The organism is Actinomyces qiguomingii (assembly GCF_004102025.1).
Lineage (GTDB): Bacteria > Actinomycetota > Actinomycetes > Actinomycetales > Actinomycetaceae > Actinomyces > Actinomyces qiguomingii.
This window is the reverse complement of record NZ_CP025228.1, coordinates 3,086,336-3,109,148: the sequence shown is the minus strand read 5'-3', so window position 1 is coordinate 3,109,148 and position 22,813 is coordinate 3,086,336. Positions and strand designations below refer to the sequence as shown.

Below are 22,813 nucleotides of genomic sequence, written 5' to 3'. Positions count from 1 at the left end.
GGCCGGCTGATCCGATCGGCCGCATCACAACTCACCTTCCGGCTACGCCGCAGTCACGGGTTCTCCCGTCGGCTGCGGCGTAGCCGTCTGCGCTTAGCCGTCGGGTGCCGGTGAGCAAGGGCACAGGCCCGGACTTCCGGCTCGACTACCGGTCAATACCCGCATTGCACTAGGGTTGGGGAGTTGCGCGCGCCCTAGGTGCGCCCGACAGAGACCTCGTGCCCGTGCACCTGTGTCTGTCGGGTCCCGCGTACCGGGGTCGGCCCGCCGTCGGTGGGTGTTGCGCACAGGAAGAAGGAACGTTCGGCCAGGCTCGTCCCGCCAAGCGCGGGGTGAGAACCGGCTCGACGACAGGAGAACACTCAATGATCCAGCAGGAGTCGCGACTAAAGGTCGCCGACAACACCGGTGCTAAGGAGATCCTTTGCATCCGCGTGCTCGGCGGCTCGGGTCGGCGCTATGCGGGCATCGGCGACCAGATCGTCGCCACCGTCAAGGACGCCATCCCCGGCGGCAACGTCAAGAAGGGCGATGTGGTCAGGGCTGTGGTCGTGCGCGCCGCCAAGGAACGTCGCCGCCCGGACGGCTCGTACATCCGCTTCGATGAGAACGCGGCCGTCCTAATCAGGGATAAGGACGGTGAGCCGCGCGGCACGCGCATCTTCGGCCCCGTCGGCCGTGAGCTTCGCGAGAAGAGGTTCATGCGCATCGTTTCACTCGCCCCGGAGGTGATCTGACCCATGGCACGTGTCAAGAAGGGCGATCAGGTCATTGTCATCGCCGGCAAGGACAAGGGCAAGACCGGCCGGGTCCTTCGGGTCATCCCGAAGGAGGACCGGGTTGTGGTCGAGGGCGTGCAGCGCGTCACCAAGCACACGCGTCCTCGCCAGACCGCCCAGGGAGCCCGCGCCGGCGGCATCGAGACCGTCGAGGCCCCCATCCACATCTCCAACGTGATGCCCATCGACCCCAAGACCAAGCAGCGTACCCGCGTCGGCTTCAGGGTCGAGGAGGGCGTGCGTCCCAATGGCCGCAAGCGCATGGTGCGCGTGCGTTATGCCAAGAAGTCCGGGGAGGATCTGTGACCATGACCGAGAACACGGCTCAGACCACGGCTGCCGCCGTCACCCCCCGACTGAAGACCAAGTACGCCGACCAGGTGCGTCCCGCCCTGCAGAAGGAGTTCAACCACTCCAATGTCATGCAGGTCGGGCGCGTGGTCAAGGTAGTGGTCAACATGGGCGTGGGCGAGGCCGCCCACGATTCCAAGCTGATTGAGGGCGCCATCCGCGACCTCGCAGCCATCACCGGCCAGAAGCCGCAGGTGACTCGTGCCCGCAAGTCGATCGCCCAGTTCAAGCTGCGCGCGGGACAGCCGATCGGCGCCCACGCCACGCTGCGCGGTGACCGCATGTGGGAGTTCCTTGACCGGCTCATCTCGATCGCCCTGCCGCGCATCCGCGACTTCCGCGGGCTTAGCCCGAAGCAGTTCGACGGCAACGGCAACTACACCTTCGGTCTCACCGAGCAGTCCGTGTTCCACGAGATCGACCCAGACGCCATTGACCGCGTGCGCGGCATGGACATCACCGTGGTCACCACGGCCAAGACCGATGAGGAGGCCCGCTCGCTGCTGCGGCAGCTCGGCTTCCCCTTCAAGGAGAAGTGACATGGCAAAGACCTCTCTGATCGCGAAGGCGAACCGCAAGCCGAAGTTCGGCGTCCGCGCCTATACGCGCTGCCAGCGCTGCGGCCGGCCCCGCTCGGTGTACCGCAAGTTCGGCCTGTGCCGCATCTGCCTGCGTGAGATGGCCCTGAGTGGCCAGCTCCCCGGCGTGAGCAAGTCCAGCTGGTAAGAACTTACGTCGCAGGTCCGAAGAGGAAACCGCGACGAGGAAGGGCGCAGGCCCACTCATGACAATGACAGACCCGATCGCAGACATGCTGACCCGTCTGCGCAATGCCAACAACGCATACCACGAGACCGTCTCCATGCCCTCCAGCAAGCTGAAGGTGAATATCGCCAATATGCTGAAGAACGAGGGCTACATCGACGGCTACGAGGTTACCGACGCCCAGGTCGGCAAGACGCTCACCCTGAACCTGAAGTACGGTGCCAACCGGCAGCGTGCCATCCAGGGACTCAAGCGCGTCTCCAAGCCCGGTCTGCGCGTGTACGCGAAGTCCACCAACCTGCCCAAGGTCCTCGGCGGCCTGGGGGTGGCGATCCTGTCCACCTCCTCCGGCCTGCTCACGGACCGCCAGGCCGAGTCACGGGGCGTAGGCGGCGAAGTGCTCGCCTACGTCTGGTGAGAGAAGGAGCGGAGAAGAAACATGTCTCGTATTGGACGTCTCCCCGTTCCGGTCCCCGCCGGAGTGGACGTGACCATTCAGGGCAATGATGTGACGGTCAAGGGCCCCAAGGGCACCCTGAGCCGCACCATCGCCCAGCCGTTGACGGTCGCCCGCCAGGAGGACGGCTCCATCCTGGTAACCCGGCCGAATGAAGAGCGCCGCTCGCGCTCGCTGCACGGCCTGTCCCGCACGCTGATCAACAACATGGTGATCGGCGTGACTGAGGGCTATTCCAAGGAGTTGGAGATCGTCGGGACCGGATACCGCGCCGCCCAGAAGGGCAGCGGCATCGAGCTGTCTCTCGGCTTCTCCCACACCGTCGTCGTCGACGCTCCCGAGGGTATCGAGTTGAAGGTGGATGGCACCTCCAAGGTGATTGTCTCGGGCATCTCCAAGGAGCAGGTCGGCGAGGTCGCCGCGAATATTCGCAAGATCCGCCCGCCGGAGCCCTACAAGGGCAAGGGTGTGCGCTACGCCGGCGAGAACGTGCGCCGCAAGGTCGGAAAGGCTGGTAAGTGACCATGGCTTATGCGATCAAGAGGGACAAGACCAAGAACGTTGCCCGCAAGATCCGCCACCAGCGCGTGCGCAAGCGCGTGTCCGGCACTGCCGAGCGCCCCCGCCTGGTTGTCAGCCGCTCCAACCGGCACATGGTGGCTCAGGTCATCGACGACACCATCGGACATACGCTCTGCTCGGCCTCCACCCACGAGGCCGCCGCTCAGGGCGTTGAGGGCCACAAGGTCGGCGCGGCCCGCCGCGTCGGTGAGCTAGTGGCCGAGCGCGCCAAGGCGCTGGGTATTGAGAAGGTCGTGTTCGACCGTGGTGGATACAAGTATCACGGTCGCGTGGCGGCCGTAGCGGAGGGCGCCCGCGAGGGCGGCTTGGATTTCTGAGCCGGACGACGAGAGAGTTAAGGAGTTTCTGATGGCTGCACCGCAGCGAGACAGGTCCGCGTCGTCTGACGGCTCGGCCCGGCGTGAGGGCGAGCGCGGCGAGGGCCGCGCGCGTCGCGACCGCAACAACGATCGCCGCGACCGGGGCACCGGCCGTGGCAATGACGACAAGTACATCGAGCGTGTCGTCACCATCAACCGCGTGTCCAAGGTCGTCAAGGGCGGCCGCCGCTTCACCTTCACGGCGCTGGTCGTGGTTGGTGACGGAGAGGGCACCGTCGGCGTCGGCTACGGCAAGGCGAAGGAGGTCCCCGCGGCTATCGCCAAGGCCGTTGAGGCGGCGAAGAAGGAGTTCTTCAACGTCCCGATGATCCGCCGCACCATTCCGCACCTGGTTCAGGGTGAGGACGCCGCTGGCATTGTGCTGCTGCGCCCGGCCTCACCCGGTACCGGAGTTATCGCCGGTGGCCCGGTTCGCGCCGTCCTGGAGTGCGCGGGCGTGCACGACATCCTGTCGAAGTCGCTCGGCTCTTCGAACGCGATCAACATCGTCCACGCGACGGTCGCCGCGCTCAAGCAGCTCGAGCAGCCCGAGTCGGTCGCGGTGCGCCGTGGTCTGCCCCTGGAGGAGATTGCGCCGCAGTCGATGCTGCGCGCCCGGGCCGAGGGCGAGGCTGCCAAGCGCGCAGAGGCCGAGAAGAAGGAGGCCGAGAAGGCCGCTGAAGGAGTGGGTGCGTGATGGCTGACGCCGCAACTGCAAAGACACAGCACGACGCCCGGCAGATCAAGGTCACCCAGGTCCGCTCCGGGATCGGGGGTACCCGCCGCCAGCGCGAGACCCTCAAGGCCCTTGGCCTGCGCCGGATCCGCCAGTCCGTGGTCCGCGAGGACAACCCGTCCGTGCGCGGCATGATCGCCAAGGTGGCGCACCTCGTCACCGTTGAGGAGGCCTGAGATGGCTGACACGAACAAGCAGGAGGAGGGCCGGGTCATCCGGCTGCACGACCTCCGCCCCGCACCGGGGGCGAAGAAGGCCAAGACCCGCGTGGGTCGTGGTGAGGCCTCCAAGGGCAAGACCGCCGGTCGCGGAACCAAGGGCACCAAGGCCCGCAACCGGGTGCGTCCCGGTTTCGAGGGCGGGCAGATGCCCCTGCACATGCGGCTTCCCAAGCTGCGCGGCTTCCGCAACCCGAACCGGGTGGAGTACCAGCCCGTCAACGTGGGACGTATCGCTGAGCTGTTCCCGGCCGGCGGCACCGTCACCGTTGAGGATCTGGTCGCCAAGGGCGCGGTGCGCAAGGGCCGGCTCGTGAAGGTGCTGGGCGGCGGCGAGGTGACGGTCAAACTTGACCTCACCGTCGACGCCTGGTCGAACTCCGCAAAGGAGAAGGTCGAGGCCGCGGGCGGAACGCTGGCGGGCCGCTGAGTGCCGGTCGGATGCGGCGGTCGGGGCTGAAGCTCTACAGGCGTCGCATCCGATAGTCGGCGCGCAGCATGACGAATACGACGGCTCCGGCCGGGCAGGGATTTTCCCAGCCCGGCCGGAGCCGTTATTCCGCCGCCCTTATTGACGCCCCGCGCGTACGCCTCCGGCTCCGACGTATGGGTTCGGCCCCGACGCACGCGTTATGGAGTTTCCGTGTCTGGAGATCGCCTGGCTTCACAACGCGTGCGTGTGGCGGGAACTTCTAGGTGTGCGCGGTTGCCGTACCGGAGTTCGGCGGCGCTTCGGGTTTGAGGGCTTGGTTCGTGTGGGTGTGTGTTTGCGGGCCCGTCCCATCGTTCAGGTGGACCGGGTTGGTTTCTGTGGTTGTTGGGGGTGGTGTGGGTATGGGTCCGGTCGGCTGCCGGCCTCGTACTTGGACCGGGTTTCTGCCGTTGGACCGTCTGAGAGTGCGTTTCAGGTGGTCCATCCGCAGGCAGGTGGTCCAACCGCAGGCAGGTGGTCCATCCGTGGCCGCCTATCGGGCCAACAACCTCACCGAAGGCAAGACCCAGAAGGACAAGGCCTCAAGACCCTCGAGACCGGTTTGCCTGACACCCTCGAAGAGCTGAAGTCGGCGGGCCAGACGCTGAACCAGCGGCGCAAGGACATACTCGCCTACTTCGACCATCCCGGCATCTTCAACGGGCCCACCGAAGCGGTCAACGCACCGCCTGGAACCTTGACGCGGCATCGCCCTGGGCTTGCCGAACCTGACCAATTGCATCACCCGCGGCCTCATCCACGTCGGAGGCTTCCGCAACCAGCTGCTACACCCTCGAACCTGAAGAGCCGGTTTGGCGGGGCCGGGGCAGGGCGGCGTGACCGATACCCCGTTTCGCAGCGACGTACGGGCGTGGCGTGTGCGGCCGAGAGGGGTAGTGTGACCCAGGGCTGCACTCTGCGGTTCTCCCGCGGGTACCGCCCGGGCGTCTGTCTATGCGTCACAGGTGTGGACAGACGCGATGCCCCACATCCACAACCAGCCGTCCATCAGGAGACCGAGTGTTCAGTGCGTTCATCCAGGCGTTCAAGACGCCGGATTTGAGGAGAAAACTCCTGTTCACCCTGGGAATTATGGCGTTGTTCCGGATCGGCTCGGTGCTGCCCACTCCCGGTGTGCATCTGGCCAACGTGCAGATCTGTGTGGGGGAGAGCCAGGATGAGGGCCTGCTCGGGTTGATCAACGTCTTCTCCGGCGGCGCCCTACTGCAGCTGAGCGTTTTCGCGTTGGGCATCATGCCCTACATCACAGCCTCCATCATCATCCAGCTGCTACGCGTGGTGATCCCGCGTTTCGAGGAGCTGCACAAGGAGGGCCAATCGGGCACCGCCAAGCTGACCGAGTACACCCGCTACCTGACCATCGGGCTGGGCGTGCTGCAGTCGGCCACGATCGTGGCCACTGCCGCCAACGGCAACCTGTTCACCGGTTGCTCGGTGCCGGTGATCCCCGACGACTCGCCGTTGAATCTGGCGTTGATGATCGTGACCATGACCGCCGGCACCGGCCTGATCATGTGGCTCGGAGAGCTAATCACCGAGCACGGCATCGGCAACGGCATGTCGCTGCTGATCTTCACCTCGATTGTTGCCGGCATGCCGCAGAACCTCTTCTCCATTCTGGGTGGCTCCGGCGGTCCGTCTCGCTTCCTGGCGGTGGTGGCCGTCATCCTGGTGGCTACGCTGGCGGTGGTTTTCGTTGAGCAGGCCACGCGACGCATTCCCGTCCAGTACGCCAAGCGCATGGTTGGGCGGCGTCAGTACGGCGGGTCGACCACCTATATCCCTATCAAGATCAACACCGCGGGCGTCATCCCGGTGATTTTTGCTTCCTCACTGCTGGCCATGCCGCAGTTGGTGGCGCAGTTCGGCAGCCCCACCAGCTCCTGGGTGCAGTGGATCGCTACGAACCTGCGGCAGACCGACACGATCTATCTGGTGGCTTATGGTGCACTGGTCTTCGCTTTCACCTTCTTCTACACGGCCATCACCTTCAATTCCGAGGAGATCGCCGATAACATGAAGCGGTACGGCGGCTTCATCCCGGGCATCCGGGCCGGAGAGCCGACCGTGCGCTACCTCAGCTATGTCATCAACCGGATCACCGCGGCCGGAGCCGTCTACCTGCTGATCCTCGCGCTGTTGCCGACGCTGGCTGTGATGCAGCTGGGGCTGTCCCAGAATCTGCCGTTCGGCGGTACGACCATCCTGATCATGGTGGGGGTCGGTTTGCAGACGGTCAAGGAAATCAACTCCCAGCTGCAGCAGCGGCACTACGAAGGGTTCCTAGCATGAGCGCACGCATGGTCATCCTCGGCCCGCCCGGGGCCGGCAAGGGTACCCAGGCCGCCCGCATCTGCGAGCGGCTGGGCATCCCCGCCATCTCCACCGGCGACATCTTCCGTGCCAATGTGGCCGGCGGCACCGAGCTGGGCCGACAGGCCAAGCAGTACATGGACGCCGGAGAGTACGTGCCGGACTCGGTCACCAACGCCATGGTCGCCGACCGTCTATCCGCCGACGACGCCGCCGATGGCTTCCTACTGGACGGTTACCCTCGCACCGAGGCGCAGGTCCACGAGCTCGACACCATGCTCGCCGCAGCTGAGCTCGCCCTGGATGTGGTCCTGGAGATCACCGCCGACGCCGAGGTGGTGGTGCAGCGCCTGCTGGGGCGCGCCGCCGAGCAGGGGCGCGCCGACGACACCGAGCCGGTGATTCGGCGACGGCTGGAGGTGTACGCCGAGCAGACCGAGCCCCTGGCGGCTGTGTACGAGCGGCGGGGCCTGCTGGTGCGTGTGGACGGTGTGGGTGAGCTGGATCAGGTCACCGACCGCATCATGACGGCGTTGGCTGCCCGCGGCGTAACCGCCTGAGCGGGGTAATGCGGGCGGATCAAAATGCTGACGCGTGAACGCATTCAGCTTAAGAGCCCCGACCAGGTAAGGCACATGCGCCGAGCCGGTCTCGTGGTCGCGGATATCCATGCTGCCCTGCGGGAGGCGGTGCGCCCCGGCATCACCACAGGAGAACTGGACGCGGTTTCCGCCGACGTCATTGCCCGCGCCGGAGCGCGCTCCAACTTCCTGGGCTACCACGACTACCCGGCAACCGTGTGCATCTCCGTCAACGATGAGGTGGTCCACGGAATCCCCGGCCAGCGGGTGCTCCGGGCCGGCGACCTGGTCACCTTCGACTGCGGTGCCTACATCTCCGACGACGACGGCGTCCAGTGGCACGGTGACGCTGCCTTCACCACGGTTGTCGGCGGCAGCTATGCCACCGATGCCGACCGGGTGCTGGATACCACCACCCGACGGGCACTGTGGGATGCCATCGCCGCTCTCGCCCGCGGCGTCGCCGGCGACGCCGGCGGGCGGGCCGGAAGGCTGAATGTTGTGGGTGACGCTGTTGAGGCCGCAGTCGCGGCGACGATCGAGCAGGAGGGCGTGCGCCTGGGGATCCTGGAGGACTACGTGGGTCACGGGATCGGCACCGCCATGCACATGGCCCCGGATGTGCTCAACTACTCGGTCAAGCGCAAGGGCCCCAGGCTACGGCCCGGCATGGTGCTAGCCATTGAGCCGATGCTGACCTTGGGCTCAGCGGAGGTGGACGAGCTTGACGACGGCTGGACCGTGGTCACGCGGGATGGCGCCCGCGCGGCGCAGTGGGAGCACACGGTTGCGCTTGTTCCCGGGGGAGTGTGGGTGCTCACCGACCCTGACGGGGGAGTGGAGGGCTTGGCCCCCTACGGCCTGCAGCCCCGCCCCCTCGACTGACCTATCCCCGCCCCCACTGCCGAGGTCGGTCGACGTTACTGCCGAGGTCGGTAGATGTTACTGCCGAGGTCGGTCGACGTTACTGCGGAGGTCGGTCGACATGGCGGGTGATGCCGCTCGCGATACGTACCGCATCAGCGCGGTCCGGCTGAACGGTCGACGCCGACTTCTTGTGATTTGTCTGACCAGCGGGGTTTCGCTACACTGAGCTAGACATCAGACATCGCACGTCTGATGTATCCCGTGGCAATGATGCCCTACCGAGAGGAATCCCATGAGACCAAAGCGGTTCTCTGTTCGCCGGCTGGGGGTGCTGCTCGCATCTGGTGCGCTCGCCGTCGCCGGTCTGGCAACTGCCGTGCCGGCCGCCGCCGTGATAGTCGATGCTGCTGAGCTAGATGTGGAGATCGTGCTCGATCCCGACGACGGCCCAAAAGACGTCTATGACATTGGAGAGACGATCGGCTTCCAGCTGAAGGTGACCAATAGGTCCACGCAAACGCGCTCCGTGACCGTCACGGACTCCAACCTCACCAACTACGCCGGCTGCAAGTGGCGTTCCATCGATCCCGGGGCCACCAAGACGGACTGCAAGTCCACAGCAGCGAACCGTTTCATCACGCATGTGGTGACCAAGGAAGACGTCCTGACAGGTTCCTTCACGCCGAGCGTGACACTGAAGACGCAGCAGGCCGGTTATGTCGGAGACACAATCGCCACCACTGGAATGATCAGCGGGGAACCCGTATCCGTACGCGCCTCGCACTTCTGGATCGACTCCCTAAACGCTCAGGGAAGCACCGACGCCGTCTTCCGTGCCGGGGATGAGGTGCTCTATACGGCGACGCTCGCGGGCGTCTCCCAGCAGCACAGCTACGTGGTGGTCGACTCCGCCTTCGACGCCGTCGGGCAATGCGAGTCCGACCAAGCAGGAACCGTCAGCTGCGGACCCCTCAAGCACACGATCACCGATGCCGATGCCCTCAACCAGAGCTGGCAGCCGACCGTGACCATTGCCGCTGTCGATACCGAGGGCAATGAGGTGCACCGGGAGACCGCATCGGCTCCGTCGCTGAGTGTCATTGGCGATTACCCGCAGGCCGGACCCGCACCCGCTGCCGACGCCGATCCGGGCCTAGAGGGCGACATAACCGACCCGGTGGCCTTGGCGGAGAGTCGAAACGGGGTCAACTACCGGATTCCGGCCATCGCGACCGCACCGAACGGTGATCTGTTGGTCTCCTACGATGAGCGTCCCACGGGAAACTGGATGGCCAGTGGTGGCGACTCGCCCAATCCCAACTCGATCGTCCAGCGCCGTTCCACCGATGGCGGGAAGACCTGGGGGCCGCCGACCTATATCCACCGGGGCAATCCCACCTCGGACACGTCACTGATTGAGGGCTACTCGGACCCGTCGTATGTGGTGGACCAACAAACTGGCACGATCTTCAACTTCCATGTCAAGAGTTTTCGGGCAGGCCTACCTAACGCCTCGTCGCGTGACAACAACCCCGATAACCGCGACGTGGTACATGCGGAGGTCTCCGCGTCCACCGACAACGGCTACACCTGGACACACCGGGTCATTACGGAAGTGGTCAACCCGGACCGTTCCAGCGTCTGGCGCTTCGCGGCCTCAGGGCAGGGCATACAGATTCAGCACGGCGCCTACGCCGGCAGGCTGGTGCAGCAGTTCACCGAGGCTCCTTATCGTGGCGGGCCCCAGATCGCCTTCTCCGTGTACTCCGATGACCACGGTGTTACGTGGCAGCGCGGTCAGGGCATCGGCACCCATATGGATGAGAACAAGGTAGTGGAGCTGTCCGACGGCTCGCTCATGCTCAATTCCCGTGACCGTGACTCCTCCGGACGGCGCATCGTCGCCACCTCCCCCGACGGCGGACACACCTGGACCGGCGAACGAATCGCTCAGGATCTGCCGGACTCGCGTAACAACGCCCAGCTCATCCGTGCCTTCCCCAACGCCGCCGGCGACGATCCGCGAGCGAAGGTGCTGCTGTTCACCAATGCGCCGGGCTATCCGGGCACCAACTCATGGAGTGCGCGTGACCGGGGCACCATCTCGGTGTCCTGCGACGACGGGAATACCTGGCTGCCGGCCAACCAGCGCATCTTCCAGGCGGGCAACACCGGGTACTCGACGATCGCCGTCCAGCAGGACGGGCGCCTCGGACTGGTCAGTGAGGACAATGGCAGGGGCATCTATTACCGCAGCCTGCCGTTGAGCTGGATCGGATCCCGATGCCCGTCGATCAGTGCCGCACCCGCAACCGTTGAGACCGGCACGCGCAGCGTTCGGGTCTCGGTCACCGCAACCGACGCCGTGGCAGCTGCAGTCAGTGGCACGCTGGTCGCGGTCGGTCTGCCGGCCGGATGGAGTGCCTCGGAGATGAAGCTTGAGTCCGGCGCCGATGCCGCCATCGAGCTGGCGCTGCCCCGTGACGCCGCATTGGGTGAGCATACGCTCACCGTTGAGCTGCGTGGAGACGACGGTGCGACGCTGGCGAGCACTTCCGGCGTGGTGACGGTCACCGCAGCCGCCCGCCCGGCCTATGTGGATCAAGTTGCCGCCTCGGGCAATGGCAGCGTGCTTTGGGGCGACTGGGACGGTGACGGTCACGCCACTTACGGCGTGCGGGTGGGTACCCGCGTCATCCTGTATGCGAATAACACTCCTGATGCCCGACCCCTAACCGTGCTGGTGCTTGGCCGGGCCTCGGACCGGGTGTACGTGGGTGACTGGAATGGCGACGGCCGGGACAGCCTCGCGCTCGTACGCGGGACCACGGCATTGCTGCAAGTCGATCCGCTGACCACCGCCATGCAGTCGCAGAGGGTGGACAGGGGCGAACTCGAGGTGATCCGCGAGAACGGCAAGGACGTACTGCGCCCCAGGGCCTGACACGTCGTCGTCTCGGGGGCTTGAAACAACCCATATCTCTCATTGTCAATCACAACCACTACAGGAGGTTTTCCATGTCTCGTCCCACTCGTGCTCTGGTGGCCATTGGTGTCGCCGCTGTGCTCGTAACCGGCTCCGGAGCCACCTTCGCCCGCTGGTACGACGAGCGTGCGATTGATCCAGGCAGGATCACCACCGGGAGTCTGTCTCTCAGTCCCGTCGCTGGCTCGGACTCCTGGCTGATCAACCGGGCCGACGAGGACTCCGACGCGGACCCGTCCGTTCCGTTCGACCCGGTGACCGATCGTGTGGTCCCCGGCGATGTGGTCAGCTACACCACCCAGGTGAAAGTGAGTCTGGTGGGCAAGAACCTGCGGGCCTCTTTCGCCGTCCTGCCTCCAGACGCCAAGGAGCTCGGCGACGACATCGTGGCCCAGGTGGAGAGTGCCGAGTGTGAGGGGGCGAATCTCAGCCTGCTCACCGAGGCGGACAACGGCAAGATTTGCACGGTCAAGACCACCATCACCTATCCGATCGGCGCTGACGACACCACCTCTGCGCTACCGGAGAAGAATCTGGGCAACTCCGCCGGCATTCACGGCGAGGGCTGGCAGGCCGCACCGCAGGCCCAGGGGCGAACCATCAGCCTCGACGGATACAAGCTTGTCCTCGAGCAGAACGCACGTCCCTAAACACGCGCGGTGCGGCCCATCAGCGCTGCGTGGGTCGGTGACCGTGGCGGCGAGAGTCACTGAAACGCTCGCCGCCACGGCGGTGGTGGTCGGGGTGATGCTCCTGGCCCTGGTCCCCGCCATTACCGGTTGGGTGCCGCTGGTGGTGCTGACCGCGTCGATGTCGCCCGGCATGCCGCCGGGCAGCCTGTTGGTGGTCGAGTCGCTCAACCGGGAGCGAGCGGCGCATCTGGAGATCGGCGACGTGGCCGCCTACCTGCCCACGGCGGACAGCGACGTGTTGGTAACCCATCGGGTGGTCGGGATGGCTGCTGGCGCCGACGGCAGTGTGACCTATTCATTCCAGGGTGACGCAAACTCCAGGCCCGACCCCGAGCCGGTGCGGCCGGAGCAGATTCGGGGGCTGCGGCGGTACCATGTGCCGGTGCTGGGGCGGGTATTGGCCGTGCTTTCTCCCGACGGCAAAAGAGTCGGCAGGATGGTACTCGTCACTGGACTGGCGTTGTACGCTGTGTCGCAGTTGGCGGCAGCCATATGGGAGCGGCGCAAGCGACGCGCCGGGGGTGCCCCGTCCAGTGTGTCGGGAAACACCGCCCGATAATGCCCCTCTGCGGTGGTCAGATACGACGGATTTGCCGTATCGTTGGCAGTCGGCGCGCCTGAGGCGTGGCGCCCCGCTGTCATGTCCACCGCAAAACTGGCAACAGCATGGTGGGGCGGCCGCCAGGTGTGTCATGCCGGCGGCGTCGTCGCCGGGAGGAGTTTCCAGCGAGAAAGCACCGATGGAGGAACATGGCTAAGAAGGACGGCGTCATCGAGGTCGAGGGATCGGTCGTCGAGGCCCTTCCGAACGCGATGTTCCGGGTTGAGTTGAGCAACGGGCACGTCGTGCTCGCGCACATCTCGGGCAAGATGCGGCAGCACTACATCCGCATCCTGCCGGAGGACCGCGTGGTTGTTGAGCTCAGCCCCTACGACCTGTCCCGGGGCCGCATCGTCTACCGGTACAAGTGACAGTCCTCCCCGGTGGGGGGACGGAGGAACATCATGAAGGTCAAGCCGAGCGTCAAGAAGATCTGTGACAACTGCAAGGTGATTCGTCGTCACGGCCGTGTCATGGTCATCTGTGACAACCCGCGGCACAAGCAGCGTCAGGGCTGACTGCCGCGGGCCGTCGGTCCTGTATCGGCGGCGAACAATCCAGCACTCACCCCAGTGGCGCTGCGCGCCACCACCCCCGGTTCCTGGAGGCCGGGGCCACCGGTAGGCGGTGGAGGGGATGGGTGACGACCTCCGGGAACACATAGGAGAACCACACAGTGGCACGCATTTCCGGCGTCGACCTGCCTCGCGAGAAGCGAGTCGAGGTCGCGCTGACCTACATCTACGGAATCGGACGCACCCGCGCCCTCAAGACCCTTGAGGCCACGGGGGTGAGTCCGGACACCCGCGTGAAGGACCTGACTGAGGACGAGCTGGTCGCCCTGCGCAACCACATCGACTCCAGCTACCAGGTTGAGGGCGACCTGCGTCGTGAGGTCCAGGCGGATATCCGCCGCAAGATCGAGATCGGCTGCTACCAGGGGCTGCGCCACCGCAGGCACCTGCCGGTCCGCGGTCAGCGCACCAAGACCAACGCCCGTACCCGCAAGGGCCCCAAGCGCACCGTGGCCGGTAAGAAGAAGGCCAAGTAACCAGCCGTCATCCGGGCGGGGAAGGCCCGGGGAATAGATCTGATCCGAAGAAGGAAGCATGCCCCCTAAGACTCGTTCCACTGCGCGTAAGCCGCGCCGCAAGGACCGTAAGAACGTCACGCACGGTCACGCCTACATCAAGTCCACCTTCAACAACACCATCGTTTCCCTGACGGATCCGGCCGGATCGGTCATCGCCTGGGCCTCCTCCGGCCAGGTCGGTTTCAAGGGCTCACGCAAGTCGACGCCGTATGCCGCCCAGCTTGCCGCCGAGGCCGCCGCCCGGCGTGCTCAGGACCACGGCATGAAGAAGGTCGACGTGTTCGTCAAGGGGCCCGGCTCCGGTCGGGAGACGGCGATCCGCTCGCTCCAGGCCGCCGGACTCGAGGTCGGCTCCATCACCGACGTCACCCCCCAGGCACACAACGGCTGCCGCCCGCCGAAGCGGCGCCGCGTCTGAAACCACTATCGATGCCTCGCCTCCGCGCCCGCGGCAGGCGGGGCCGGCCATTGGCTCCGCCCCTGAGCGGCGGACCGGGCCTCGGCGTGCGCCGATGGCCAACACCATGAGTAACGGCGTCATATAGCGGGCGCCGCGACGAAAGGAACCCCAGTGCTCATTGCACAGCGACCCACACTCTCCGAGGAGGTCATCGAGGAGGACCGCCGCTCGCGGTTCATCCTGGAGCCCCTGGAGCCCGGCTTCGGCTACACGCTCGGAAACTCACTGCGCCGCACACTGCTGTCCTCGATTCCGGGCGCGGCGGTGACTTCTGTGCGCATTGAGGGCGTGCCCCATGAGTTCCGCACCATCGCCGGAGTCAAGGAGGACGTCGCCCAGATCATCCTGAACATCAAGGAGATTGTCCTATCGTCTGAGAATGACGAGCCGGTGGTGATGTACCTGCGCAAGTCGGGACCGGGCGTCGTCGTCGCCGGCGACATCACCCCGCCGGCGGGCGTAGAGATCCACAACCCCGACCTGGTGATCGCCACCCTGAATGAGAAGGGCAAGCTGGAGATCGAGCTTACGGTTGAGCGCGGCCGCGGCTACGTGTCGGCCAACCAGAACAAGGATCCTAATGCCGAGATCTCTCGCATTCCGGTTGACTCGATTTACTCGCCGGTCAAGAAGGTCTCTTACGCGGTAGAGGCGACCCGTGTGGAGCAGCGCACCGACTTCGATCGCCTGGTGGTTGACGTGGAGACCAAGGTCTCCATGACCCCTCGTGATGCGCTGGCCTCAGCCGGAAAGACGTTGGTTGAGCTGTTCGGGCTGGCCCGGGAGCTCAACGTGGAGGCCGAGGGCATTGAGGTCGGCCCCTCACCGATGGATCAGGCCCTGCAGCAGGACCTGGCCATGATGATCGACGAGCTGGACCTGCAGGCCCGCTCATCCAACGCCCTCAAGCGCGAGGGCATCCACACCGTCGGTGAGCTCGTCGCGCGTAGCGAGGCCGACCTCCTCGACATCCGCAACTTCGGTGCCAAGTCGATCTCCGAGATCAAGGACAAGCTGGCCGAGCTCGGGCTGTCCCTCAAGGGGTCCCCGGTCGACTACGCCCCGGAGGGCGATTACACCAACCCCACCTTCAGCGACGAGCAGCAGGCCTGACGCCGGCTCGCCATTCCACTAGGAGACAACATGCCTCGCCCCACCAAGGGTCCCCGGCTGGGCGGATCCCCCCAGCACCAGCGCCACATGCTGGCCAACCTGGCTACCCAGCTCATCGTCCACGAGTCGATCACGACCACGGAGGCGCGCGCTCGGCGTCTGCGCCCCTACGTCGAGAAGCTCATCACCAAGGGTAAGCGCGGCGACCTTCACGCCCGTCGCACCGTGATGAAGAAGGTGACGGACAAGTACGCCGTTTACCGTCTTTTCGATGAGATTGCCCCGCAGATGGCCGACCGCGATGGCGGTTACACCCGCATTATTAAGACGGCTCCGCGCCGGGGTGACAACGCCCCTATGGCGGTGATCTCTCTGGTGCTGGAGCCGGTGGCCAAGAAGAAGGTTGTCGACGACGCCGTGCGGACCGCCAAGCGCGCGGCCGAGCAGGCCGTGGCGGAGGTTGAGGAGACGGCCGCAGAGGTCGAGGACACCCCCGTTGCCGAGTCTGCGGAGGAGGCGGCGCCGGTCGAGGATGAGGCCGAGAAGACGCAGGCCGAGGACTGAGCCGCCGGTGAGTTCCCGGTAGGGCTGCATACAACAGCGCATCAGGTGAGGGTCGGTCGCCGCGGGGCGGCCGACCCTCACCGTTTTCGAGCTCGGCGGCGGGGCCGGGCAGGCACCGCCGCGTCACGGGGGAGGGGCGGAGTGCGGTTAGGGGCGGGTCATCTCCCAGCAGCGGGCGCCGCCGGTCATGCCCGCCTCATTGGGGACGACGACGACGTCGTCGCCGATCTTGTTCAACTGGAAGGCGGTGATGCGGCGGGAGTTGCCGCCGCCCAGGTAGAGCCGGTCCCACATGTACATGGGACGCAGCGCCTCAACCACGCGCCGCACCCGCCGCGACCAGTGGGCGTCGCCCAGGCGCAGCCGCTCGTGTTCGCCGATGTAATCGTCGTAGGTGAGTCCCCAGCGCACCGGTCCCTGGGAGACCTCCACGTGGGGCGCGAGCACGCCGTTGTCGAAGACGGCATTGCCCAGGCCCGTTCCCAGGGTCACGATCATCTCCAGGCCGTGACCGGTGACGACGCCGGCGCCGGCGACCTCGGCGTCGTTGAGCACCAGCACGGGGCGGCCGAGGGCCGCCTCCAGGTTCCCGCCCATGTCGAAGCGCGCCCAGGCCTCAACCAGCTCGGGCAGCACCCGGGAGCGCGGGCCGTCCCTGGTGATGTAGTGGGGGGTGGCGATCACGACCCCGTGGCGGATCATGCCGGGCATGCCCACGGTCACCCGGTCGGCGGGCGGCAGCTGGTCGGCCAGTTCCTTGATGGTGTCCACCAGTAGCTCGGGCGGCAGCGGGTAGGGGGTGGGGGTGCGCAGGGCGCGGGAGATGATGGCGCCGTCGGCGTCGAGTACGGAGGCCTTGATGCCGCCGCCGCCGCAGTCGACGCTGAGCGTGGTCGTAGTGCTCACGCCCCGACGCTACCGCCTCCGGCGCTCAATGAGCATGTCGGCCGTACCGGTGGCTTGGCCACAAGTGAAGGCGCGCCGCGCCGGAGAAAAGGATATAAGCGCATACGAATGCACAACAATCTCGCATCTTGGCACTAGGGTAACGGTGTGTGTGCGCTAGGTGTTGGTTTGGCGGCGCAGATAATTCCTGTTGACAGGCCGGGAATTCCGTGCCAAGATGTATGCGTCACTGGCGTTGGTGCTGGTGGCGGTGTCAACCACGGGGGCGTCCGCAAGTCGTTCCGGTAACACGGTCACCATTACGGATACGGCTGCGGAAAAGCACTCGGTGTATGCGAATGTCAACAACACCCGCAATCGTCTCGACAATACTGCCGGGAGGGGGGCTTCGGTCTCGCGGACCTACGGCTTCAGGGTTACCTCTGTGAGAGCGTGTGTGAATATTCAGCGGGCGAGCGACCGTTGCTCCAACTGGGGCTGAACGGGCAGGTTGCCCAACGGTCTAGTAGGAGTCATATACCCGCCATGAATGCTACGAACATCGTGCCTCCCGAATCGGATGTGTCGGCCCTCGTTATGGACGGGGTCAGCTTCTCCTACGGCAAACAGCAGGTGCTCCACGATGTGTCGCTGACCGTCCCTGCGGGGCGGTCAGTGGCCATAGTGGGCCCCTCCGGCAGCGGCAAGTCCACGCTGCTGTCGATCGTCTTGGGACTGCTGAAGCCGGACGCGGGCAGGATTCGCATTACCGGTAAGCCGGTGGACGCGGGGCTGTCCGGGGCGACCTCGCGCCTGCGCCGCGAGACTATCGGCATGGTATTCCAGTCCGGCTACCTGCTCAACGAACTCAGCCCGGTGGAGAACGTGATGCTGTCCGCGTTGGCCGCCGGTGTGGACGCGGGCGAGGCCCGCAAACGGGCTGAACACGCACTGAGCGAGTTGGGGCTGGCCGAACTGGAACGGCCCGTGGGCACCTACTCCGGCGGGGAGCAGCAACGTGTGGCCATCGGGCGCGCACTGGTGAATTCTCCCCAACTGCTCGTTGCGGATGAGCCCACCGCCTCCCTCGACCCCGACAACCGGCAGGCGGTGGTGGACCTGCTGCTGGGGCAGGCGAGCACACGCGGCTGTGGCATTCTCCTGGTCACCCACGACATGAGCGTGGCCGAGCGTGCCGACGCGGTGCTGCGCCTGGCCGACGGACGCCTGGAGCCACAGTTGTGAGTGGTGCACTGCTAAAGGGATTGGTCGGGGTTGCGCGTGCGCTGCGGCGCCAGCATGCCCATGCCGGCACGCGCGCCGGCGCAATCGTAGTGGCACTCGGAACCTTCCTCACCTGTGTCGGGGCACTCGGAGCCGTCTTGGCCGCCGCCACCGTTGACCTGCGTACCGAGCGCTCGGCTGCGGCCTCCCCGGTCTTTGTGGACTCCGAAGACGACGCCCAACTGCTGTACCACTACGCCTACGGCAGCAGCAATGACCGCCCCGTGACAATCGGCGTGATCGAGCCGCTCTCCGGTGACGCACCGTTGCCCCCGGGTGTGGATCAGTGGCCAGAGCCTGGCCAGGCGGTGGTCTCCCCACAGCTCGCGGAAGAACTCACCGGAGATGCCGCCCTGAACTACGGACAGGTGGTCGGCACTATCGACCCGACCGCCCTAGAGAGTCCCACCGAGCGACGCGTGTACATGCGCCCAACTTCCGATGCGCTGCAAGCCGAGGCGATGTTCCCGGTTTCGGGCTTCGGGGCGCCGCCGGAAGACGAAGACATGATGCTTCATGGCGTCGGCTATCTCTACGGCAGCCCCAAGGGCGAGACAGTGCCGCTGGCGCTCATTGCGCTGTCAGTCACCGGGCTTATCACCGTGGCCGCCGGTGCCTGTGTGGGCGCGCAGTCGCTGCGCCGCGACGGGCTGATGTTCATGACCATCGGCCTGCAGCGCCGCCATATGGCGATCGTGGATGCGCTCGAGCTTCTGCGTGCGACGCTCGTCGGTGCCGTAGGCGCCGGGGTGCTGCTGGCGGTCGCCTGCCTGCAGGACATCAGCATCCCATTCCTGGATACCCGGTACCTGGCAACCGACACCCGCGCAGCCCTGGTGGTCTTCATCGTGGCCCTCTTGGCGGCTTGGCTGGTGTCCAACCTGGCGCTCATCCTGGCCCGTGCCGCGGTGCGGCGTCTGGGAGGAAGGTACCGGTCCCGGGGTGGCGAGCCCAACCGCGGGCTGGCCAGTTCCATCTGCCTGTTCGCCATTGTGGCAGCCGTCAGCGTGCCGCAGCTTTGGCCGAACTGGCCCGATAAGACAATCCTGTGCACGCTGGCCGGCGCGGTGGTCGCCGTAACCGCGTGGGCGCCGATTACTGTCTGCACCCAGGCCATCGGCGCCGGGCTCGCGCGAGCAGGGCTGTGGCGCCGCTCCCCGGGGGCCCTGGTGGGAGGCCGGGTGCTGCAGCGGCAGACCGTGCGCAGCAGGCGTCTGGCCACCGGGGTGTGCGCCGCGGTCCTTATGGCTGGATTTGTACAGCTGTGGGTTGGCTCGCTCGGGGTGGCCTACTACGGCTCAGTCGCTAACAGGGACGCCTTCGGAACCAGCGTGCTGGAGATCACCAGCCGTATTGACACAAGTGCCTTCGTGGCGGCGCTGCCTGAGAATACGGGTGTGGTTGGCGTGGGTCAGGCTGATTGGGACGAGGAGCTGCAGCAGGACGTGACCACGCTTAGTGCCGACTGCGTGACGCTCGAGGCACTGGAGCTGGATTGCCCTGCCGGCGGTGCCGAGCGCGCCACCCTGACCACGGCTCGCCAACGCTACGTGGCCGGAGCGCAGCTGGCGGATGTCACTGCGGTGGATGCCACCGCCGCGGTAAGCGATGACCAGACTCTCGTTCTCGTCTCTCTGGACGGCAGCGATCTGGACACTAACCAGTTGCAGGCGCTGGCCAGCGAGCGCATCCCGGGTGCGGTGGTTGGCCTCCGCTCCGAGTGGATCGTCTCCGGCGTGGACACCCTCCTCAAGGCCAACTGGGTCATCACGCTCGCCATCGTGGGGCTCACTGGCGTATTCGTGGCGCTCGCGGTGGTTGTCGCCACCGACGCCCGCGGGCTCGGCGCGCTACTAGCGCCGCTGGGCTCCCTGCTGGGCCGACCCCGGATAGCCTCTGCCGCCGCGGCCTGGAGCGCGGGCGTGCCCCTGCTGGTTTCGGGCGGATTCGGCGTGCTCGCCTACCAGATCATGCCCATGGGCATGGACAAGGTCACCGGAACAACGGACGAGTTCGCCACCCTGTGGCACCCCAGTCCAGCATTCACCGCGGCGGCGCTGGCGCTGACGGTGGTGGCCGCGCTCGTCGCCGCGGTGCTGGCCGGCAACCTGGCGCGGCGCTACGTGCGCGCCTGGCGTCCGGGCGCCACCGCGGCCGAGCTGCGCAGATAGAGCTTTCGTCCCTGGGTGCGCGTGCGAAGGACCGGGCTGGCTGCTGAAGATGTCGCCGTTGCTTTTGCACGACCCTGGGCCACGTTGCACGACCCTCGGGTGTTTTGCGCGACCCCGGGGTGGTCGTGGAACGCACACCAAGGTCGTGCAAGTGGGACGTGGCCCGACGTCTAGCACCGAGGCGGACGGGCTAAGGCAGCACCCGGGCTGTGGTGTCATGGTGCCCATGAGCAATGCCCCCGACTCGACGCGCCCCGAGTCGGTGCGCGTGCGCCTGGACCTGGCCTACGACGGCACCGGTTTTCACGGCTGGGCGGCCCAGCCCGGACAGCGCACCGTGGAGGGTGTGCTGACCGATGCCCTGGCCACCGTGCTGCGGTCTCCGGTGCGGCTGACCGTGGCCGGGCGCACCGACGCCGGCGTACACGCGTGCGGGCAGGTAGCCCACCTGGACGTACCCACCGCGGCCTGGCGGGCGCTACCCGGGCGCTCGACGCGTACCCCCGAGCAGGCCCTGCTGGATCGACTCGCCGGCGTGCTCGCCCGCGAGGCTCAGCACGGGCCCGTCCCGGCCCCCCGCGGCACCGGGGACCTCGTAGTGCACGGTGCGCGCCTGGTCCCCGCCGCCTTCGACGCCCGCTTCTCCGCCCTGACCCGCCGCTACCGCTACCGCATTGCCGACGGCGGCCCCACCGGTGCCCCGCGCGACCCCGCCCGCCGCGGGCAGGTCCTCTGGCTGAACGAGACCCTCGACGTCGACGCCATGCAGGCCGCCGCCCAACCCCTGCTCGGCGAGCACGACTTCCTGTCCTACTGCCGTCCCCGTGCGGGCGCCACCACCATCCGCACCCTGAAAGAACTATCCTGGCTGCGCCTGCCCGCCGACGCGCCCGGCGCCGACGGCGGCCTGGTGACCCTCACCGTCGTCGCCGACGCTTTCTGCCACTCCATGGTGCGCTCCCTGGTGGGGGCCGCCCTCACGGTCGGGACCGGGCGGCGAGACGTCGACTGGCCTGCCCGGCTGCTGGCCGCCTGCAGCCGCGAACAGGCGGCACCCGTAGCCCCCGCCCACGGCCTCACCCTAGAAGCTGTCAGCTACCCCGCCGACGCCGATCTGGCCGCTCAGGCCGAGCGGGCCCGCACCCTGCGCCGGGTGCCGGGCTGTTGCGAGTGACTGCGGGCGTGTCAGGTTTCACGGCCCCGGGGACACCACCGGCTTTGACCGTTCAGAGCGGCTGCCGGTAGGGTTGGGCAACGTCGTGCAGCATGCGATCACGTTCGTGGTGCCATCCCACTCGCCACTTGCGGCCGGTGCTCCGACCACCTCATCTGACCATGGCGGTCCCGCCGATGCCAGCGTCCGCGCTGTATTCGCGTGCCCGCCCGCCAAAAAGAAACGAAGGCAACGCCAGTGCGCACGTACACACCGAAGCCAGGCGACGTCAAGAAGAACTGGTACGTCATTGACGCCAGTGACGTTGTGCTCGGCCAGCTCGCAGCCAAGGCTGCCACCCTGCTCCGTGGGAAGCACAAGCCGCAGTTCACCCCGAACGAGGACTGCGGCGACTACGTCGTCATCATCAACGCCGACAAGGTCGTCCTTACCCGCGGTAAGGCCGACAAGAAGTTTGCCTACCGCCACTCCGGCTATCCGGGCGGTCTGACTGCCATCTCTTACCGGGAGCTGCTGGCCACCCGCCCCGAGCGGGCCGTGGAGAAGGCCGTCAAGGGCATGCTCCCCCACAATCGTCTGGGCCGCGCCCAGCTGAAGAAGCTGAAGGTGTACGCCGGCCCGGAGCACCCGCACGCCTCTCAGAATCCGCAGAGCTACGAGCTCACCCAGGTCACCCAGTAAGCGCCCAGCGCCCGGCACCCGATAAGCAAAGGACAGACACATCGTGGCTGAGACCACCGTCGACATCGACGCGCTGGACGAGGACAACGCCCCCGCCAGCTACACCACCGAATCCACGCCCACCGAAGGGCGCGGCCAGTCCATCACCGCCCCTGGCATGGGGCTAGGCCGCCGCAAGGAGGCCGTTGCCCGCGTCCGCCTCATTCCCGGCACCGGCCAGTGGAAGATCAATGGCCGTGAGCTTGAGGACTACTTCCCCAACAAGTTGCATCAGCAGCTCGTGCGCGCCCCCTTCACGCTCCTCGAGCTCGAGGGCCGCTTTGACGTGGTTGCCCGCATCAACGGCGGCGGAATTTCCGGTCAGGCCGGAGCCTTGCGCCTGGGTATCGCCCGCGCCCTGAACGCGATTGACCGTGAGGCCAACCGTCCGGCCCTGAAGAAGGCCGGTTTCCTGACCCGTGACGCGCGCATTGTGGAGCGCAAGAAGGCCGGTCTGCACAAGGCCCGCCGTGCTCCGCAGTACTCCAAGCGCTGACCGCGGCGGCGCGGACACCGTATTCGCCGCACCGAGCAAAGCGTTGCATACCGGCGGTCACCTCCCGACGCGG

General features: G+C 66.6%; 28 protein-coding genes and 1 pseudogene. 28 read left to right on the top strand and 1 reads right to left on the bottom strand.

The window, feature by feature from the left end; translation table 11 throughout:
- Window positions 1-365 precede the first annotated feature (365 nt).
- The 23 genes and pseudogenes from rplN to rplQ form a co-directional block, all read left to right on the top strand.
- On the top strand, window positions 366-737 hold the full coding sequence (gene rplN / locus CWT10_RS13110) for a 50S ribosomal protein L14 (RefSeq protein WP_103063271.1): 372 nt from the start codon (window positions 366-368) through the stop codon (window positions 735-737).
- Between the two features lie 3 nt (window positions 738-740).
- A complete protein-coding gene (gene rplX, locus CWT10_RS13105) occupies window positions 741-1,085 on the top strand; it encodes a 50S ribosomal protein L24 (protein WP_103063270.1) in 345 nt (114 codons plus the stop codon).
- A 2-nt stretch (window positions 1,086-1,087) separates the two neighbouring features.
- Window positions 1,088-1,669 carry a 50S ribosomal protein L5 gene (gene rplE / locus CWT10_RS13100; RefSeq protein ID WP_103063269.1) on the top strand — a complete coding sequence of 194 codons (582 nt, stop codon included), beginning with the start codon at window positions 1,088-1,090 and terminating at the stop codon, window positions 1,667-1,669.
- A 1-nt stretch (window position 1,670) separates the two neighbouring features.
- On the top strand, window positions 1,671-1,856 hold the full coding sequence (locus CWT10_RS13095; protein ID WP_092532989.1) for a type Z 30S ribosomal protein S14: 186 nt from the start codon (window positions 1,671-1,673) through the stop codon (window positions 1,854-1,856).
- Window positions 1,857-1,914: 58 nt separating this feature from the next.
- Window positions 1,915-2,313, top strand: coding sequence for a 30S ribosomal protein S8 (gene rpsH / locus CWT10_RS13090; protein ID WP_103063268.1), 399 nt, complete (start codon window positions 1,915-1,917; stop codon window positions 2,311-2,313).
- Between the two features lie 21 nt (window positions 2,314-2,334).
- Window positions 2,335-2,874: a 50S ribosomal protein L6 gene (rplF, locus tag CWT10_RS13085; protein ID WP_103063267.1), complete on the top strand. Its 540-nt coding sequence runs from the start codon at window positions 2,335-2,337 to the stop codon at window positions 2,872-2,874.
- 2 nt (window positions 2,875-2,876) lie between these two features.
- Window positions 2,877-3,251: a 50S ribosomal protein L18 gene (gene rplR / locus CWT10_RS13080; RefSeq protein ID WP_128683482.1), complete on the top strand. Its 375-nt coding sequence runs from the start codon at window positions 2,877-2,879 to the stop codon at window positions 3,249-3,251.
- 31 nt (window positions 3,252-3,282) lie between these two features.
- Window positions 3,283-3,990, top strand: a complete 708-nt coding sequence (rpsE, locus tag CWT10_RS13075; protein ID WP_103063265.1) for a 30S ribosomal protein S5 — start codon at window positions 3,283-3,285, stop codon at window positions 3,988-3,990.
- Window positions 3,990-4,205, top strand: a complete 216-nt coding sequence (gene rpmD, locus CWT10_RS13070; RefSeq protein WP_103063264.1) for a 50S ribosomal protein L30 — start codon at window positions 3,990-3,992, stop codon at window positions 4,203-4,205. The genes rpsE and rpmD overlap by 1 nt, the downstream gene beginning before the upstream one ends.
- A 1-nt stretch (window position 4,206) precedes the next feature.
- Entirely contained in the window at window positions 4,207-4,677 is a 471-nt protein-coding gene (gene rplO / locus CWT10_RS13065) for a 50S ribosomal protein L15 (RefSeq protein WP_103063263.1), read from the top strand.
- Between the two features lie 202 nt (window positions 4,678-4,879).
- Entirely contained in the window at window positions 4,880-5,782 is a 903-nt protein-coding gene (locus CWT10_RS18035; RefSeq protein ID WP_128683480.1) for a transposase, read from the top strand.
- On the top strand, window positions 5,740-7,032 hold the full coding sequence (gene secY, locus CWT10_RS13055; protein WP_103063261.1) for a preprotein translocase subunit SecY: 1,293 nt from the start codon (window positions 5,740-5,742) through the stop codon (window positions 7,030-7,032). Before CWT10_RS18035 ends, secY begins: the two co-directional genes overlap by 43 nt.
- Window positions 7,029-7,613 (top strand): adenylate kinase, encoded by a 585-nt coding sequence (locus CWT10_RS13050; RefSeq protein ID WP_174721967.1) that lies wholly within the window; start codon window positions 7,029-7,031, stop codon window positions 7,611-7,613. The genes secY and CWT10_RS13050 overlap by 4 nt, the downstream gene beginning before the upstream one ends.
- A gap of 24 nt (window positions 7,614-7,637) precedes the next feature.
- Window positions 7,638-8,519, top strand: a complete 882-nt coding sequence (map, locus tag CWT10_RS13045; RefSeq protein ID WP_103063259.1) for a type I methionyl aminopeptidase — start codon at window positions 7,638-7,640, stop codon at window positions 8,517-8,519.
- A 274-nt stretch (window positions 8,520-8,793) separates the two neighbouring features.
- Window positions 8,794-11,445, top strand: coding sequence for a sialidase family protein (locus CWT10_RS13040; protein ID WP_103063258.1), 2,652 nt, complete (start codon window positions 8,794-8,796; stop codon window positions 11,443-11,445).
- Between the two features lie 74 nt (window positions 11,446-11,519).
- Window positions 11,520-12,137, top strand: a complete 618-nt coding sequence (locus CWT10_RS13035; protein ID WP_103063257.1) for an alternate-type signal peptide domain-containing protein — start codon at window positions 11,520-11,522, stop codon at window positions 12,135-12,137.
- A gap of 37 nt (window positions 12,138-12,174) precedes the next feature.
- Window positions 12,175-12,738, top strand: coding sequence for a signal peptidase I (locus CWT10_RS13030; RefSeq protein WP_103063256.1), 564 nt, complete (start codon window positions 12,175-12,177; stop codon window positions 12,736-12,738).
- A gap of 191 nt (window positions 12,739-12,929) precedes the next feature.
- Window positions 12,930-13,151, top strand: a complete 222-nt coding sequence (infA, locus tag CWT10_RS13025) for a translation initiation factor IF-1 (protein ID WP_003781847.1) — start codon at window positions 12,930-12,932, stop codon at window positions 13,149-13,151.
- Window positions 13,152-13,184: 33 nt separating this feature from the next.
- Entirely contained in the window at window positions 13,185-13,298 is a 114-nt protein-coding gene (gene rpmJ / locus CWT10_RS13020) for a 50S ribosomal protein L36 (protein WP_009748913.1), read from the top strand.
- A gap of 158 nt (window positions 13,299-13,456) precedes the next feature.
- Window positions 13,457-13,831, top strand: coding sequence for a 30S ribosomal protein S13 (gene rpsM, locus CWT10_RS13015; protein ID WP_103063255.1), 375 nt, complete (start codon window positions 13,457-13,459; stop codon window positions 13,829-13,831).
- Between the two features lie 58 nt (window positions 13,832-13,889).
- The gene (gene rpsK, locus CWT10_RS13010; RefSeq protein WP_092532957.1) at window positions 13,890-14,291 is read left to right on the top strand and encodes a 30S ribosomal protein S11; all 402 of its coding nucleotides are present in this window, start codon (window positions 13,890-13,892) and stop codon (window positions 14,289-14,291) included.
- 153 nt (window positions 14,292-14,444) lie between these two features.
- Window positions 14,445-15,446, top strand: a complete 1,002-nt coding sequence (locus tag CWT10_RS13005; RefSeq protein ID WP_103063254.1) for a DNA-directed RNA polymerase subunit alpha — start codon at window positions 14,445-14,447, stop codon at window positions 15,444-15,446.
- A 30-nt stretch (window positions 15,447-15,476) separates the two neighbouring features.
- Window positions 15,477-15,998: pseudogene (rplQ, locus tag CWT10_RS13000) on the top strand (50S ribosomal protein L17); the annotation flags it as partial.
- Window positions 15,999-16,157: 159 nt separating this feature from the next.
- Here the strand turns inward: rplQ and CWT10_RS12995 are convergent.
- Window positions 16,158-16,916 (bottom strand): ROK family protein, encoded by a 759-nt coding sequence (locus CWT10_RS12995; RefSeq protein WP_103063252.1) that lies wholly within the window; start codon window positions 16,914-16,916, stop codon window positions 16,158-16,160.
- Between the two features lie 525 nt (window positions 16,917-17,441).
- Here CWT10_RS12995 and CWT10_RS12990 point away from each other — a divergent pair.
- From CWT10_RS12990 to rpsI, 5 genes are all read left to right on the top strand, one after another.
- Window positions 17,442-18,140, top strand: a complete 699-nt coding sequence (locus CWT10_RS12990) for an ABC transporter ATP-binding protein (protein ID WP_103063251.1) — start codon at window positions 17,442-17,444, stop codon at window positions 18,138-18,140.
- On the top strand, window positions 18,137-20,350 hold the full coding sequence (locus CWT10_RS12985) for a hypothetical protein (RefSeq protein WP_103063250.1): 2,214 nt from the start codon (window positions 18,137-18,139) through the stop codon (window positions 20,348-20,350). The genes CWT10_RS12990 and CWT10_RS12985 overlap by 4 nt, the downstream gene beginning before the upstream one ends.
- A gap of 226 nt (window positions 20,351-20,576) precedes the next feature.
- Entirely contained in the window at window positions 20,577-21,524 is a 948-nt protein-coding gene (gene truA, locus CWT10_RS12980) for a tRNA pseudouridine(38-40) synthase TruA (RefSeq protein WP_199176346.1), read from the top strand.
- 237 nt (window positions 21,525-21,761) lie between these two features.
- The gene (gene rplM / locus CWT10_RS12975; protein ID WP_103063248.1) at window positions 21,762-22,205 is read left to right on the top strand and encodes a 50S ribosomal protein L13; all 444 of its coding nucleotides are present in this window, start codon (window positions 21,762-21,764) and stop codon (window positions 22,203-22,205) included.
- Window positions 22,206-22,248: 43 nt separating this feature from the next.
- Window positions 22,249-22,740, top strand: coding sequence for a 30S ribosomal protein S9 (rpsI, locus tag CWT10_RS12970; RefSeq protein ID WP_103063247.1), 492 nt, complete (start codon window positions 22,249-22,251; stop codon window positions 22,738-22,740).
- The last annotated feature ends 73 nt before the right edge of the window (window positions 22,741-22,813 follow it).

Bases quoted from the DNA above. Each gene is read 5' to 3' on its own strand.
- rplN (WP_103063271.1), top strand. From the start codon at position 366: ATGATCCAGCAGGAGTCGCGACTAAAGGTCGCCGACAACACCGGTGCT.
- rplX (WP_103063270.1), top strand. From the start codon at position 741: ATGGCACGTGTCAAGAAGGGCGATCAGGTCATTGTCATCGCCGGCAAG.
- rplE (WP_103063269.1), top strand. From the start codon at position 1,088: ATGACCGAGAACACGGCTCAGACCACGGCTGCCGCCGTCACCCCCCGA.
- CWT10_RS13095 (WP_092532989.1), top strand. From the start codon at position 1,671: ATGGCAAAGACCTCTCTGATCGCGAAGGCGAACCGCAAGCCGAAGTTC.
- rpsH (WP_103063268.1), top strand. From the start codon at position 1,915: ATGACAATGACAGACCCGATCGCAGACATGCTGACCCGTCTGCGCAAT.
- rplF (WP_103063267.1), top strand. From the start codon at position 2,335: ATGTCTCGTATTGGACGTCTCCCCGTTCCGGTCCCCGCCGGAGTGGAC.
- rplR (WP_128683482.1), top strand. From the start codon at position 2,877: ATGGCTTATGCGATCAAGAGGGACAAGACCAAGAACGTTGCCCGCAAG.
- rpsE (WP_103063265.1), top strand. From the start codon at position 3,283: ATGGCTGCACCGCAGCGAGACAGGTCCGCGTCGTCTGACGGCTCGGCC.
- rpmD (WP_103063264.1), top strand. From the start codon at position 3,990: ATGGCTGACGCCGCAACTGCAAAGACACAGCACGACGCCCGGCAGATC.
- rplO (WP_103063263.1), top strand. From the start codon at position 4,207: ATGGCTGACACGAACAAGCAGGAGGAGGGCCGGGTCATCCGGCTGCAC.
- CWT10_RS18035 (WP_128683480.1), top strand. From the start codon at position 4,880: ATGGAGTTTCCGTGTCTGGAGATCGCCTGGCTTCACAACGCGTGCGTG.
- CWT10_RS13050 (WP_174721967.1), top strand. From the start codon at position 7,029: ATGAGCGCACGCATGGTCATCCTCGGCCCGCCCGGGGCCGGCAAGGGT.
- map (WP_103063259.1), top strand. From the start codon at position 7,638: ATGCTGACGCGTGAACGCATTCAGCTTAAGAGCCCCGACCAGGTAAGG.
- CWT10_RS13040 (WP_103063258.1), top strand. From the start codon at position 8,794: ATGAGACCAAAGCGGTTCTCTGTTCGCCGGCTGGGGGTGCTGCTCGCA.
- CWT10_RS13035 (WP_103063257.1), top strand. From the start codon at position 11,520: ATGTCTCGTCCCACTCGTGCTCTGGTGGCCATTGGTGTCGCCGCTGTG.
- infA (WP_003781847.1), top strand. From the start codon at position 12,930: ATGGCTAAGAAGGACGGCGTCATCGAGGTCGAGGGATCGGTCGTCGAG.
- rpmJ (WP_009748913.1), top strand. From the start codon at position 13,185: ATGAAGGTCAAGCCGAGCGTCAAGAAGATCTGTGACAACTGCAAGGTG.
- rpsK (WP_092532957.1), top strand. From the start codon at position 13,890: ATGCCCCCTAAGACTCGTTCCACTGCGCGTAAGCCGCGCCGCAAGGAC.
- CWT10_RS12990 (WP_103063251.1), top strand. From the start codon at position 17,442: ATGAATGCTACGAACATCGTGCCTCCCGAATCGGATGTGTCGGCCCTC.
- truA (WP_199176346.1), top strand. From the start codon at position 20,577: ATGAGCAATGCCCCCGACTCGACGCGCCCCGAGTCGGTGCGCGTGCGC.